The following is a 13,363-nucleotide window of genomic DNA, read 5'->3' as shown; positions in this document are numbered from 1 at the left end:
GGCCCTTTCAGGGGAGGGGTCGGCACGGCGGGGCTCACCCGGGGCTCACCGGAGACCGGCCGGGGCGTCGGAGCCGGCGCGCGGGACCGTCAGTTCCACCTCGACGCCCTCACCGGGCGCCGAGTACAGCTCGGCGGTTCCGCCGAGGTCCCGCAGCCGGCCGCGGATCGACTGGGAGACGCCCAGCCGCCCGGCCCGCTCGGCCTCGCCGAGCCGCCCGGGCGCGAAGCCGGGACCGTCGTCGCGGATCGAGACGGTGACCGCCTGCGGCTCGTCCTCCAGCAGGATCCAGGCCCGCGCCGCGGGACCGGCGTGCTTGCGGACGTTGTCCACCGCGGCGCCGACGGCCGCGGCGAGCTCACCGGCGGCCGGGGCCGGCAGCAGCACCGGGGTGCCGGGGGCGGACAGCGTGACCCGCTCGTCCGCGTACCGGGCGAGCAGGGCGCGCAGGTCATGCGGCTGCTCCGGCCGCTGCGGCTGCTCCGCCTCGCGCCGGCCGGGCAGCGGGCCGCCGCTCATCAGCGCCCGCAGCGCCCGTTCCTGCTCGCCGGCCAGCCGCCCCAGCTCGGCGAGGTCCGCGCCGTCGGCCGGAGCGGCGGTGCCGGGCGGGGCCCCGGCGCCCCGGCGCTGGACCAGGGCGAGCACCTGCAGCACGCCGTCGTGGATGTCGCGGGAGAGCCGCTCGCGCTCCCGGGTGGCCGCCTCGACCTGGAGCGCCCGGGTGAGCGTCGCCTCGCTGGCCCGGGCGAGTTCCATGACGTAGCCGATCGCGCAGCCGGCCAGCATCAACAGGACGATGTTGTGGATGTTGTCGCCGGTCGGGCCGCCGTGGCCGAGGATGTTGGCCACCCCGATCACCGAACCGGCGGCCGCCGCCCAGCGCCAGCCGCCCCGTCCGGCGAAGCCGAGCACGGTGCCGGCCGCCCAGATGGTGGGCAGGGTCGGCGCGCCGTGGCTGATCCGGGACGGCTCGTCGATCATGCCGCTCATCACGATGCCGGTGACGGCGAGGACGAGGTCGGTGGCGAGCACGTACCAGGTGCAGCGGTGCGGGCCGGAGAAGGCCCGGGTGGAGGCGAGCGTCCAGAGGGTCAGCGCGCCGAGGTAGATCCAGCCGGCGACCGGGTGGACGAACTGCAGGTAGGAGTCGAAGTACCGGAGCAGCGCGTAGCAGAGCGCCAGCACCCGGAAGAAGGAGATGGCCCGCCAGAGCGGCAGCTCGACGGACATGCCGCCCGCCGCCACCGCCGCGCCGACCGTGCCGGGCGCGGGCCCGGATCTGCCGCCGTCCGTCATCCCTGCCGTCCTCCCCCCGGCGACCGGCCGGCCCCTGCTCAGGCCTGCCCGGTCCCCTTCTCCTGCTGCTCCTGCTCGGCCTTCGCGGCCTTCTCGGCCTCGGCGGCCTTCTCCGCCTCCGCCTTCTCCTCGGCCTTCTCGGCCTTGGCGGCGGCCTGCTCGGCCTTCTGGACGGCCTTGCGCTCGGCGTCGGCCTTCTTCTTGTCCTCGGAGATCTGGCGCTTGGCGGCCGTCGCGTAGATGTCCACGTACTCCTGGCCGGAGAGCCGCATGATCTCGTACATCACCTCGTCCGTCACCGAACGGAGGATGAAGCGGTCGTTCTCCATGCCGTGGTAGCGGGAGAAGTCCAGCGGGCGGCCGATCCGGATGCCCGGGCGGATGCCGAAGTTCGGGATCACCTGGCCGGGCGGCTGCACCTTCTCGGTGTCGATCATCGCGACCGGGATGACCGGCGCGCCGGTCGCCAGCGCGACGCGGGCCAGGCCGCCGACCTTGCCCCGGTAGAGCTTGCCGTCGGGCGAGCGGGTGCCCTCCGGGTAGACGCCGAACAGCTCGCCGCGGTCCAGCACGGCGATCGCCGAGCGGATCGCCGCCTCGCCGGCGCCGCGCACGCCCGAGCGGTCCACCGGGAGCTGGCCGACGCCCTTGAAGAAGGCGGCGGTCAGCCGGCCCTTGATGCCCGGCGTGGTGAAGTACTCGGCCTTGGCGATGAACGTCACCCGCCGCTTGATCAGCGCGGGGAAGAAGAAGGAGTCCGAGAAGGAGAGGTGGTTGCTCGCGATGATCGCGGCACCCTCGGTGGGAATGTTCTCCTCACCCTCGATCCACGGCCGGAAGAAGATCCGCAGCAGCGGCGCGACGATCATCTTCATCAGTCGGTAGAACAACCCGGGCCTCCTGTATTGCGGACCGGTCGATCCTAATGCCCCGTGGTGTCCGCCCGTGCCCCGCCCCGCCCCGACGGGGTGTCCCGCCCCCGGGTGACGGGGCGTCGGGCCGGGATCCCGGCGGGGGTGTACGGAGCGGGCGGGCCCGTGGGACGATGCGGATTCCGCAGCCTCCCGCACCGGCGCGCCCCGCACGCCCCCGTACGAACCAGCGCCACCCTCCAGCGTCCTCGCCCGCGAAGGAGTCCGCCATGCCGCTGCTGCCCGGCGCCGAACCGTACCGCCACCGGGGCGGAGCGGTGGGCGTCCTGCTCTGCCACGGCTTCACCGGCTCGCCGCAGTCGCTGCGGCCGTGGGCGGAGGACCTCGCCGCCGCCGGCTACACCGTCTCGCTGCCGCTGCTGCCGGGCCACGGGACCCGCTGGCAGGACATGCAGCCGACCCGGTGGGAGGACTGGTACGCCGAGGTCGAGCGGGAGCTGCTGGACCTCACGGCGCGCTGCGAGCGGGTGTTCGTCGTCGGGCTGTCGATGGGCGGCGGGCTGGCGCTGCGGCTGGCCGCGGTGCACGGGCCCGCGGTCGCCGGCCTGGTGCTGGTCAACCCGTCGGTGCGCTCGGACAACCCCGCGAGTGTCATTCTGCCGGTGCTGCGGCACCTGCTCCCGAGCCTGCCCGGGGTCGCCAACGACATCGCCCGGCCCGGCGCGGTCGAGCTGGGTTACGACCGGACGCCGCTGCACGCCGCCTGGTCGCTGGCCCGGCTGTGGAAGGAGGTCCAGCAGCGGCTGCCGCAGGTGACCCAGCCGGTGCTGCTCTTCCGCAGCCCGCAGGACCACGTGGTCTCCGCGGCCAACTCCGAGCTGGTGCTGGCCCGGATATCCTCGACCGATGTGACGGAGCGGCTGTGCCAGCGCAGCTACCACGTCGCGACGCTGGACCACGACGCGGCGGAAATATTCGCGACCGCCCAGGACTTCATCCGACGGCTGGCGCCCGCGCACGCGGCGGGCGTCACCCCGGCGAAATCCGACCACCACCAAGGCTGAAGGGCCGGAAGTGCACGAGAGCAGCACGGCGGGCGGCGAGGACGAGACGCCCCGCGAGGAGGGTGCGACCACCGGCGGCGCACGGCCGGGCGCCGGGCGGACGGACGGCGAGCAGACGGGCCGCGGGCCGGCGGGCGAGAAGGTGGCGGACGCTGCCGCCGCCGACGACGCCCCGGCGGGCGGCGAGTCCGGGGCTTCCGGAGCGGCGGGCGCTCCCGCGGCGACGGGGGCGGCCGGCGAGGGGGGTACGGGCACCGCGGCCGGGCCGTCGCCCCGGGCCCGTCGCGCGCCCGAGCGCAGCCAGGCCGAGCAGGACGAGATCTTCGCGGCGCTGATCGCCCAGTTCGACGACCCGGTCGACCTCAACAACCCGAACTGGCCGGAGATCGAGAACCTCCGGGCGCGCGGCGAGCTCAAGGGCCTCAAGGAGCCCGACGGCCGCCCCGGCGAGCCCGGCGACCTCTCCGACCTGGCGCCCCAGCCGCGCCCCCGCTCCGGCCGGCCGGTCATGCCGGCCGCCGGCTCCGGCCCGCGCGACTTCGAGCTGGCCGAGGAGACCGACGACGGCCACTTCGAGCCGCCCGAGCCGCCGCCGCTGCCGCCGGCCGACACCACCGCCAAGTTCGCCTGGCTCGCGGTGCTCGGCGGTCCGGCGCTGCTGCTCTTCGACGCGGTCGTCTGGCGCGAGGTCTCCGGCTGGCCCGCCTGGGTCGGGGTGGCCGCCTTCCTCGGCGGCTTCGCCACGCTGGTGGTCCGGATGAAGGAGCGCGACGAGGACGAGCCCGAGGACCCGCACGGCGGCGCGGTCGTCTGACCCCGCCGCTACGGCCGCGGCTCCCCGGTGACGGGCAGCTGCAGGACGGCGAGCACCGGGAGGTGGTCGGTGGCGGCCCGCAGGTCGGCCCCGGTGACGCCGGGCAGTCCGTGCGGGACGCCGCAGGCGAGCACCTCGATGCCCGGCGTGGCGAAGACGGCGTCCAGCCGCTGGTAGGGGTTCTCCGGGACGGACGTCATCTCGCCGCCCCAGGGCGCCACCACGTGCCCGTCCTGGAGCCGGCCGGCCAGCGAACGCCAGCCCGGGCCGTCCGGGTGCTCGTTGAAGTCCCCCGCGATCACCCCGAGTTCGGCGTGCCGCAGCTGCCCGGCGAGCAGGTCGAACTGCCGCCGCCGCTCGTCCGCGTCCAGGCTGAGGTGACAGCTGGTGACGGTGAACGGCACCGCACCGGGCACCTCGACCAGCGCGGTCGCGAAGCCGCGCGCGTGCAGGCCGCGGGTCTTCGGCAGCAGCCGGTCGTGGACGGCCAGCACCCGCACGCCGGGGCGGCCGAGCACCAGCGGCCCGGCGGCGGTCCGGCCGCCGCCGGCGAGGACCACGGTGCCGGTCCGCCGGGCGAGCCCGCCGGCCTGCCCCTCGGGGCGCCAGTAGCGCGGTGACTCCTGGACGCAGACGAGGTCGGGCGCGCAGGCGCGGATCACCCGGGCCAGCGCGCGGCGGTCGTCGCGCAGCGAGCGGACGTTGTAGCTGAGCAGCCGCAGCCGGCCGGGCGCGGGCGGCGGCAGTTCGGCGGGTGCGGTGGTCATCGCGGTGTCCTCCCCCGGGCGCCCCGGACGTCCCCGGCGGCTTCGGTGTCCTCGGTGCTCTCGGTGTCCTCGGTGTCCTCGGTGACGACCGTACGACAGGACGGCACGCGGCGCGGCCCGCCCCTCCGGGCGGAGGGACGGGCCGCGGTGGAGCCGGGGCGGGCGGGTCAGACCGTGCGGGTCAGACCGTGCGGGCCAGGTCGGCCGCGCCGGCGATGCCGGCGGCCGAGCCGGTCGAGGCGAGCACCACCTCGGCGCGCGGACGGTGCACCCCGCCGGTCAGGTAGTGCTCGAACGCCTTGGCGACCGGGTCGAGCAGCAGCCGGCCGGAGTCGGAGACCCCGCCGCCGAGCACGAAGACGCCCGGGTCGAAGAGCGCCGCGAGGTCGGCCATCCCCCGGCCCAGCCAGTCGGCCAGCTCGGCGTAGCACTCCAGGGCGAGCGGGTCGCCCTCCTCGGCGGCCTGGGTGATGTGGATGCCGCGGATCGTCTCGGCAACGCCGTCGTTGAGCTCCAGCATCCGCTTGCCGCGCAGCGGGTCGGCGGCGGAGCGCTCGCGGCCGTAGCGGCGCAGCGCCCGGCCGGAGCCGTACTGCTCCCAGCAGCCCTTGCCGCCGCAGCCGCAGGGCAGGCCGTCCGGGACCATGTTGAGGTGGCCGATCTCGCCGGCCACCCCGAACCGGCCGCGGTGCAGCCGGCCGTCCAGGACGAGGCCGCCGCCGATGCCGGTGCCGACGGTGATCAGCACCATGTCCTCGTGGCCGGTGCCCGCGCCGAACCGGTACTCGGCCCAGGCGGCGCAGTTGGCGTCGTTCTCGATGACCGCGGGCAGGCCGGTGAGCTCCTCGATCCGGCCGCGCAGGGGCTCGTCCTCCCAGGCGATGTTGGGGGCGAAGATCACCGTCGAGCGGTTGCGGTCGACGAAGCCGGGGGCGCCGACGCCGGCCGCGGTCACGTCGGGGTACTGCTCCTTGAGCTCGCGCACGGCCTGCGCGATCGCGTCGACCGCCCACTGCGGGTCGGCCGGGGTGGGCACCCTGGTCCGGGCGAGGATCTCGCCGGCCTCGTCGACCACACCTGCCGCGATCTTGGTCCCGCCGACGTCGACGCCGATGGTCAGAGCCATGTGTCCCTCAGCTATTCACTCGTTCCCGCTGGACGGAACGGTACCGCCCAACCATGCCCCCGTACACACCGCCGCCTACATTAACCGAAGACAATACGGCGCCAACCCGGCCGAGCCCCTTCAAAAGTCGTACATTTTCGGCCGTCACGTCGCAAGGTGAAGCCGGAACACGCCCCCGGGGGCGTCAGGGGTTCACTGCTTGTCGGACGGGTCCTCAGGCGTGTCGTCCAGGTCCACCCGCTCGCTGCGGGCCGGGGCGCCCGCGGTCCAGCGGTGCTCGTGGCCGGCGACCGCGGCCCGGTAGGCGGCCAGCAGTTCGGAGCCGGCGGCGGCCAGACCGGTGCCGGCGGCGGCGAGGTGGCCGTAGACCTCGGGCTGCTTCTCGCGCAGCCGGTCGGCCAGCCCGGCCAGCGAGATCAGGGTCCCGGCGCTCGCCTCCTGGGCCTTCTCGCCGACGACGGAGGCGAACCGGCGCACCTCGTCCACCAGCGGGCCCAGCTCCGGGCCGAACGGGTGCGGGCTCCCGTCCTGTTCGGCGGTGGGCTCGGTCCGGTCCGTGGTGGTCATCTCGCGCACGCCTCCTCAGCAGCGGCGGCCGCACCCGCGGCCACCCGCCCCGACGCTACCGGACCGGGAAGGGGGCCCGGCCCCCGAACGGGTGCGGGCTAACGGGGCCACAGGGCGGGGTCGGGGGTGAAGCGGACGGCGAGGACGCCGTCGTGCAGTCCCGCGCCGGCGACCGTGCAGCGGCGCAGCGCCGAGGGCAGGGTGAGCACCCGCCGGTGGGCGCCGAGGCCGACCACCAGTTCGTCGCCGCGCCGCACCAGGTCGAGGTCGGCGCGGTCGGCACCGGGCAGGTCCAGGTGCCAGACGAGCAGGCCGTCGGCGGCCAGCCGGTCCTCGACGGTCCAGGGCCCGGCCGGACGCGGCCCGGGGCCCGGGCCGGTGCCGTAGAGGCGGTCGGCAACGGCCTCCGGGGTGGCCTCGGCGGGCCCGGTGGTGAGCACCGGGAGGTCCGCGCAGCCGGCGGCCAGCGCGGCCAGTTCGTCCTGCCGGCGGCGGGCCAGGGCGGCCAGCCAGGGGTCGGGCGAGCCGGTCGCGGCGTCCGGCAGCACGCCGTGCACCACCACGGCGTCCGGGAGGTGGCCGTGCAGGGCCAGTCCGGCGCGGATCCGGCGCAGTTCGTCGAAGGGGTGGGCGTCGGCGGAGGTGACCAGGCGGACGCTGGTGCCGGGCGCGGTGATCGCGGCGCGCGCGGCGGCGAGTGCGCCGGCCGCCTTGCCGCGCGCCTCGTACAGCCAGTCGGCGGGCATCGGCACCCCGGCGAGGCCGGCCAGCAGCGGGCGCAGCGCCCGGGCGGCCTGGCGCTGCTCGGGGACGAGCCGGGCCAGGTAGCGCTCCAGTTGTTCGGGCAGCGCGAGGGTGGCGATGAGGTCGGCGGGCGGCGGGGCGAGCACCACCAGGACGTCCGCGTCGGCCGCGGGCAGCGCGCGCAGCAGGGCGAGCCGGGCGGTGCCGGGCAGGGAGGTGAGCTCCTCGGGGTCGAGCGGGTCGGCGCCGAGCAGGTCGAGCGCGGGCTTCAGCCGGCCGCCGATCTCGCCGAGGGCGTGCCGGAAGGCGGCCTGCTCGTCGGTCCGGGCGACGGTCAGGCCGGGGGCGTACGCGGTCGGTGCGGCCTCCAGCCGGACGCCGAGGGCGGCGTCCAGGGTGCGGTGGGGGTCGTCGGCGGCCAGCAGGACGGTGCGCAGGCCCCGGCGGGCGGCGTGCAGCGCGGTGGCGGCGGCCACCACGGGCGCCGCCCGGTCGCCGCTGACCAGGATGGTGCGAGTCGCCGTCATGCCGTGCCGCCCCCGTTCGTCCGTGCCGCCGCGCTCAGAGCGCCTTGCCGGCGGCGGTGTCCTCGACGCGCTTCTTCAGACCGGCCAGGGCCCGGTCGATGATGACCTTCTCGGCCTTGCGCTTGATCATGCCGAGCATCGGGATCTTGACGTCGACGGCGAGCTGGTAGGTGACCTCGGTGCGGTCGGCGCCCAGCGGGGCCAGGGTGTAGGAGCCGTCGAGCGAGCGGAGCATCTGGCTGCGCACCAGGGTCCAGGCGCACTCGCGGTCGCCGTCCCAGGTGTAGGCGAGCACGTGCTCGTCGCGGATGGCGCCGGCGTCGAGCACCAGCCGGACCTGGGCGGCGCGGCCGTCCGCCGCGCTCTCCAGGACCTCGATCTCCTTGACCTCACCGGTCCAGGCCGGGTAGGCGGCGAAGTCGGCGATCACGGCCATGACCGTCGCCGGGGTCGCGTCGATGGTGATGCTCGACCTGGTGTGCTCCGCCATGGAATGGCCCTCCGCGTCGTCCCTTGCTGCTGGTCCGGCCGAGCCTGCTCGGCCGGGTGCACCCGGAGCAGGCTACCGCGCCGCACGATCCGGCCCGTGCCGTGGTGCACCCCTGAAGGGCCCGGGCTCCGGCGACGGGCGGGGCGTGCGTGGCCCGCCCGTCGGCTACCGGCCGGTCACCTGCGGGCTGCCGTAGGGTGCCATTCGAACGACCCGGTCCCGACCTGGTCGGACGGGTCAAGGTGTGACACTTCGAACACCGGAGCCGACCCCCCTGGTCGAAGCTGCCTACCGGGCAGTAACGTCCTGCCGTCCCGCAGCGTCGCGAACGAGGAGCAGTCTTGCTCGACTTCAGCCTTCCGGCCCTCTACCAGGTACCGAGCGGCGGTAACCTCTCCGACCTCGTGGTCCAGAACGCCGAGCGGCACCCGGACGTCGCGGTGCTGAGCCGCAAGGTGGACGGCCGGTGGCAGGAGTTGACCGCCGCCCAGTTCCTGGTCGAGGTGCACGCCGCCGCGAAGGGCCTGATCGCCGCGGGCATCGAGCCGGGCGACCGGGTGGGCATCATGTCCCGCACCCGGTACGAGTGGACGCTGCTGGACTTCGCGATCTGGACGGCCGGCGCGATCACCGTGCCGGTGTACGAGACCTCCTCCGCCGAGCAGGTCGAGTGGATCCTCGGTGACTCCGGGGCGGTCGCCGTGTTCACCGAGGCCGCGACGCACAGCGCGGTGGTCGCCGAGGTCCGCGACCGCCTGCCGGAGCTGAGGCACAGCTGGCAGATCGAGGGCACCGCGCTCGCCGCGCTGGCCGAGTCGGGCCGCGGGGTCGAGGACGCGACCGTCACCGAGCGCCGCTCGACGGCGGGCCCGGACTCGATCGCCACCATCGTCTACACCTCGGGCACCACCGGGCGCCCGAAGGGCTGTCAGCTGACGCACGGCAACTTCCTGGCCGAGTGCGGCAACGTGGTGGAGCGGCTGGCGCCGCTGTTCCGCACCGGCGAGAGCTCCGTCCTGCTCTTCCTGCCGCTGGCCCACGTGCTCGCCCGGATCGCCGAGATCGCCCCGGCGATGGCCCCGATCAAGCTCGGCCACGTCTCCGACATCCGGGACGTCACGGCCGAGCTGGCCGCGTTCAGGCCGACCCTGATCCTGGGCGTGCCCCGGGTGTTCGAGAAGGTGTACAACACGGCGCGGGCCAAGGCGCAGGCCGACGGCAAGGGCAAGATCTTCGACAAGGCCGCCGACACCGCGATCGCCTACAGCCGGGCGCTGGACGCGGGCGGCGCCGGGCTGCTGCTCAGGCTCAAGCACGCCGTCTTCGACAAGCTGGTCTACAGCAAGCTGCGGGCCGCGCTCGGCGGCCGGGCCACCCACGCGATCTCCGGCGGCGCCCCGCTCGGCGAGCGGCTCGGCCACTTCTACCGGGGCATCGGCTTCACCGTGCTGGAGGGCTACGGTCTGACCGAGACCTGCGCGGCCACCGCCTTCAACCCGTGGGACAAGCCGAAGATCGGCACGGTCGGCCAGCCGGTCCCCGGCGCCTCGGTGCGGATCGCCGAGGACGGCGAGGTCTTCTTCAAGGGCCCGCACGTCTTCACCGGCTACTGGAACAACCCGCAGGCCACCGCCGAGACGCTCAAGGACGGCTGGATCGCCACCGGCGACCTCGGCTCGCTGGACGACGAGGGCTACCTCGCCATCACCGGCCGCAAGAAGGAGATCATCGTCACCGCGGGCGGCAAGAACGTCGCCCCGGCGGTGATCGAGGACCGGATCCGGGCGCACGCCCTGGTCGGCGAGGTCATGGTGGTCGGCGACCGCAAGCCCTTCGTGGCCTGCCTGATCACCGTCGACGAGGACTTCTTCCCCAAGTGGAAGGAGCTGAACGGCAAGCCCGCCGGTGCCACGGTGGCCGACCTGCGCGAGGACCCGGACCTGCTGGCCGCCCTGCAGACGGCGGTGGACGACGGCAACGCGGCCGTCTCGCACGCCGAGGCGGTGAAGAAGTTCCGGCTGCTCGACACCGTCTTCTCCGAGGAGAGCGGCCATCTGACGCCCTCGCTGAAGCTCAAGCGCAACGTCGTGCTGAAGGACTTCGCGGCCGACGTCGAGGCGATCTACCGGAGGTAGCCGCTCCCCCGAGCCGCCGGTGCGGCCCGCCCCCTGAACGGTGGGGCGGGCCTCGCCGGCACACGCCCGGTGGCGCCTCAGCCCGCCAGCAGCGAGGTCAGCCGCCCGGCGAGCAGGTCCCAGCGCCAGGAGCGGTCCACCCAGCGCCGCCCGGCCTCGCCCATCCGGCGGCGCAGTTCCTCGTCCTTGAGCAGCCGGACGATCCGCTCGGCCGCCGCCGCGGGCGTGCCGCCCGGCACCACGTAGCCGGTCTCGCCCTCCAGCACCGCGTCCGGCGCGCCGCCGGAGTCCCCGGCCACCACCGGCAGGCCGGTCGCCGAGGCCTCCAGGTAGACGATGCCGAGCCCTTCGACGTCCAGCCCGCCGCGCCGGGTGCGGCAGGGCATGGCGAAGACGTCCCCGGCACCGTAGTGGGCCGGCAGCTCCTCCCACGGCACCGACCCGGTGAACCGGACGGCGGAGCGCACGCCGCGGGCGTCCACCAGCTTCTCCAGGTCCGCCCGGTAGGGGCCGCCGCCGACGATCAGCAGCACGGCGTCCGGCACGTCGGCGAGGATCTGCGGCATCGCCTCGATGAGGGTGTCCTGGCCCTTGCGCGGCACCAGCCGCGAGACGCAGACCACCACCGGCCGGCCGGCCAGCCCGAGCCGCTCGCGCACGGCGGCGCCGCCGGAGTCCGGGTGGAAGGTCCGCTCGTCCACGCCGGGGGGCAGCTGCACCATCCGCGCGGCGGCCTCCGGGCCGACGGCGGCGGCGATCCGGGAGCGGGTGTACTCGCCGAGGTAGGTGAGCACGTCGGTGCCGGTGCCGATCCGGCGCAGCAGCTGCCGGGCCGCCGGGAGCTGGGCCCAGGCGGCCTCGTGGCCGTGGGTCATGCCGAGCAGCCGCCCGGCGCCGGCCCGGCGCAGCGCGGGGGCCATCAGCCCGAGCGGGGCGGCGGCGCCGAACCAGACCGAGTCGCAGCGCTCGGCCCGCAGGATCTCGGCGGCCCGCCGGGTGACCCGGGGTGTGGGAACCATCACCTTCGTCCGGTCGCGGATCACCGGGAACGGCTGTTCGGCGTCGAAGCGCGCCACCTCGGTGCCGTCGCGCCAGGTGGAGGCGTACACCACGACGCTCCCTGCGGGCTGACGGACGGCCATGTTGTGGACGAAGGCCTGGATGCCGCCGGGCCTCGGCGGGAAGTCGTTGGTCACGATCAAGGTCTTGTGCATCAGGCCACGGCTCGCTCGGTCGGGGGGTGCTCGGTGTACCGCTGGGTGATCCGTACGATAGGTCAACACCACGACCCGCCGGGAACGGATCCACGCACGGCAACCGTTCCACCCCCGGGTCTGTCCTAGTACCAGGGCGGTCGGCGTGGCCGGTCCGGCCCCGTGGCGGCGGCCCGGCGCCGAGCCGCCCGGACCGCCGGGCGCCTGTCGCGCGGCGCCGCCGACGGGACGTCCGAGACGAACGAGGGAGCGCAGTGGAGTTGGCCCCGGCCACCGAGTCCGGTACATCCAGCGGCGCCGAGGGCTCCGGCACGGCGCTCGCCGTCCGCCGCGAGCCGGCGCAGAGCACCACGCGCCCCTCCGGACGCTCGGGCGCGCTCATGGCGCTCGGAGCGAGCTGGGTGGCCACCCGGACGCTCCTGCTGCTGCTGGTGACCGGCGTGCTGCGGATGCCCGGCGGGGACATCACCGCCGACGTCTGGCTGATCTACCACGGCTGGTACGGCGTGCTGCAGACCGGCACCTTCCCGCTGGACGACGTCACCTGGCAGTACCCGCCCGGCGCCGCCCTGGTGATCCTGCTGCCGGGCCTGCTGCCCTGGTCGTACCTGGTGTCGTTCTGGGTGATCTGCGGGATCGCCGACGCCGCCGCGATGGCCCTGCTGGTCCGCACCGGCCTGCGCAAGGGCCGGGCGCTGACCGGCGCCTGGGTCTGGGTGGCCGGCGTCCCGCTGCTCGGCCCGATGATCTACAACCGCTACGACGTGATCGTCACCGCGATCGCGGTGGCCGGCCTGCTGGCGCTGATCCGCCGCCCGGCGATCGGCGGCCTGCTGCTGGGCCTCGGCGGCATCGTCAAGATCTGGCCGCTGCTCGGTCTGATCGGCACCCCCTCCGGCCGGCGCACCCGCCGCTCCTGGACGGCCGCGGCCGCCGCGGCCGCCGCGGTCGGCTTCCTGCTGGCGGCCGGGATGAACGGCGCCTTCGAGTTCCTGACGTTCCAGAAGGACCGCGGCATCGAGGTGGAGTCGGTCGGCGCGCTGCCGATCCACCTCGCCCGGATCACCGGGGCCTGGGACGGCAAGGTGATGATGAACTACGGCTCGGTCGAGATGCTCGGGCCGTGGGTGGACGTCGTCAGCAAGGTGATGCTGGCCGGCACCGTCATCGGCTTCGGCTGGCTGCTGCTGTGGCGCTTCACCGCCAAGCGGCGCAACGCGGCCACCATGTACGACGCGGCGCTCGCCGCGCTGCTGATCTTCACCGTGACCAGCCGGGTGATCAGCCCGCAGTACCTGGTCTGGCTGGTCGGCGTGGCGGCGGTCTGCCTGACCGTGCGCGGCACCAGCCAGCGGCCGGTGGCGCTGCTGATCCTGGCCGCCACCCCGCTGACCCTGGCGGAGTTCCCGCTGCTCTTCGGCGACGTGGTCGCCAGCCGGCCGGGCGCGATCGCGGTGCTGGCCGCGCGCAACCTGCTGCTGCTGGCCGCCACCGGGCTCTCCTGCGTCCGGCTCTGGCGCTCCACCCGGCGCGCCGAGCGGCTCCCGGAGACCGTGGTGCTGACCCGCACCGAGCCGGTGCCGGCGGCCGCCTTCTCGGTGCGCCCGGGCATCGCCTACGAGCAGGACCTCCTGGACGGCATCGAGCGGCCGCGGAGCGCCCCCGGCGAGCGGCGCCAGGGCGCCAGGCCCTCGGCCCGGCCCCAGGGCCGCCCCTGACGTCCCCGGGGCCGCTCTCAAGGGGCCGC

At 75.2% G+C, this 13,363-nt stretch carries 12 protein-coding genes; 4 read left to right on the top strand and 8 right to left on the bottom strand.

What is annotated here, in order from left to right; genetic code table 11:
• Positions 1-45 precede the first annotated feature (45 nt).
• Both macS and ACFVVL_RS10885 read right to left on the bottom strand, forming a co-directional pair.
• The gene (macS, locus tag ACFVVL_RS10890; RefSeq protein ID WP_387673300.1) at positions 46-1,296 is read right to left on the bottom strand and encodes a MacS family sensor histidine kinase; all 1,251 of its coding nucleotides are present in this window, start codon (positions 1,294-1,296) and stop codon (positions 46-48) included.
• 38 nt (positions 1,297-1,334) lie between these two features.
• Positions 1,335-2,171, bottom strand: a complete 837-nt coding sequence (locus ACFVVL_RS10885) for a lysophospholipid acyltransferase family protein (protein WP_387673551.1) — start codon at positions 2,169-2,171, stop codon at positions 1,335-1,337.
• 266 nt (positions 2,172-2,437) lie between these two features.
• Between ACFVVL_RS10885 and ACFVVL_RS10880 the strand changes: the two genes are divergently transcribed.
• Together ACFVVL_RS10880 and ACFVVL_RS10875 are read left to right on the top strand one after the other, a co-directional pair.
• The gene (locus tag ACFVVL_RS10880) at positions 2,438-3,232 is read left to right on the top strand and encodes an alpha/beta hydrolase (RefSeq protein WP_387673297.1); all 795 of its coding nucleotides are present in this window, start codon (positions 2,438-2,440) and stop codon (positions 3,230-3,232) included.
• Positions 3,233-3,242: 10 nt separating this feature from the next.
• Positions 3,243-4,046 carry a hypothetical protein gene (locus ACFVVL_RS10875; protein ID WP_387673295.1) on the top strand — a complete coding sequence of 268 codons (804 nt, stop codon included), beginning with the start codon at positions 3,243-3,245 and terminating at the stop codon, positions 4,044-4,046.
• 8 nt (positions 4,047-4,054) lie between these two features.
• On the opposite strand, the gene ACFVVL_RS10870 is transcribed toward ACFVVL_RS10875, so the two are convergent.
• From ACFVVL_RS10870 to ACFVVL_RS10850, 5 genes are all read right to left on the bottom strand, one after another.
• The gene (locus tag ACFVVL_RS10870) at positions 4,055-4,813 is read right to left on the bottom strand and encodes an endonuclease/exonuclease/phosphatase family protein (protein WP_380286881.1); all 759 of its coding nucleotides are present in this window, start codon (positions 4,811-4,813) and stop codon (positions 4,055-4,057) included.
• Positions 4,814-4,994: 181 nt separating this feature from the next.
• A complete protein-coding gene (locus tag ACFVVL_RS10865) occupies positions 4,995-5,939 on the bottom strand; it encodes an ROK family glucokinase (protein WP_380286883.1) in 945 nt (314 codons plus the stop codon).
• A gap of 192 nt (positions 5,940-6,131) precedes the next feature.
• The gene (locus ACFVVL_RS10860; RefSeq protein ID WP_380286884.1) at positions 6,132-6,506 is read right to left on the bottom strand and encodes a DUF5304 family protein; all 375 of its coding nucleotides are present in this window, start codon (positions 6,504-6,506) and stop codon (positions 6,132-6,134) included.
• A 98-nt stretch (positions 6,507-6,604) separates the two neighbouring features.
• A complete protein-coding gene (locus ACFVVL_RS10855; RefSeq protein WP_387673292.1) occupies positions 6,605-7,777 on the bottom strand; it encodes an ArsA family ATPase in 1,173 nt (390 codons plus the stop codon).
• 34 nt (positions 7,778-7,811) lie between these two features.
• A complete protein-coding gene (locus ACFVVL_RS10850) occupies positions 7,812-8,267 on the bottom strand; it encodes an SRPBCC family protein (RefSeq protein WP_380286886.1) in 456 nt (151 codons plus the stop codon).
• A 341-nt stretch (positions 8,268-8,608) separates the two neighbouring features.
• On the opposite strand from ACFVVL_RS10850, the gene ACFVVL_RS10845 reads away from it, so the two are divergent.
• Positions 8,609-10,402 (top strand): AMP-dependent synthetase/ligase, encoded by a 1,794-nt coding sequence (locus ACFVVL_RS10845; protein WP_380286887.1) that lies wholly within the window; start codon positions 8,609-8,611, stop codon positions 10,400-10,402.
• Between the two features lie 77 nt (positions 10,403-10,479).
• On the opposite strand, the gene ACFVVL_RS10840 is transcribed toward ACFVVL_RS10845, so the two are convergent.
• Entirely contained in the window at positions 10,480-11,616 is a 1,137-nt protein-coding gene (locus ACFVVL_RS10840) for a glycosyltransferase family 4 protein (protein ID WP_380294378.1), read from the bottom strand.
• Between the two features lie 254 nt (positions 11,617-11,870).
• Between ACFVVL_RS10840 and ACFVVL_RS10835 the strand changes: the two genes are divergently transcribed.
• Positions 11,871-13,334 (top strand): glycosyltransferase 87 family protein, encoded by a 1,464-nt coding sequence (locus ACFVVL_RS10835; RefSeq protein WP_387673288.1) that lies wholly within the window; start codon positions 11,871-11,873, stop codon positions 13,332-13,334.
• The last annotated feature ends 29 nt before the right edge of the window (positions 13,335-13,363 follow it).

The sequence above is a fragment of the Kitasatospora sp. NPDC058115 genome (assembly GCF_042884635.1).
Lineage (GTDB): Bacteria > Actinomycetota > Actinomycetes > Streptomycetales > Streptomycetaceae > Kitasatospora.
This window is presented reverse-complemented; position numbering and strand designations above follow the sequence as displayed.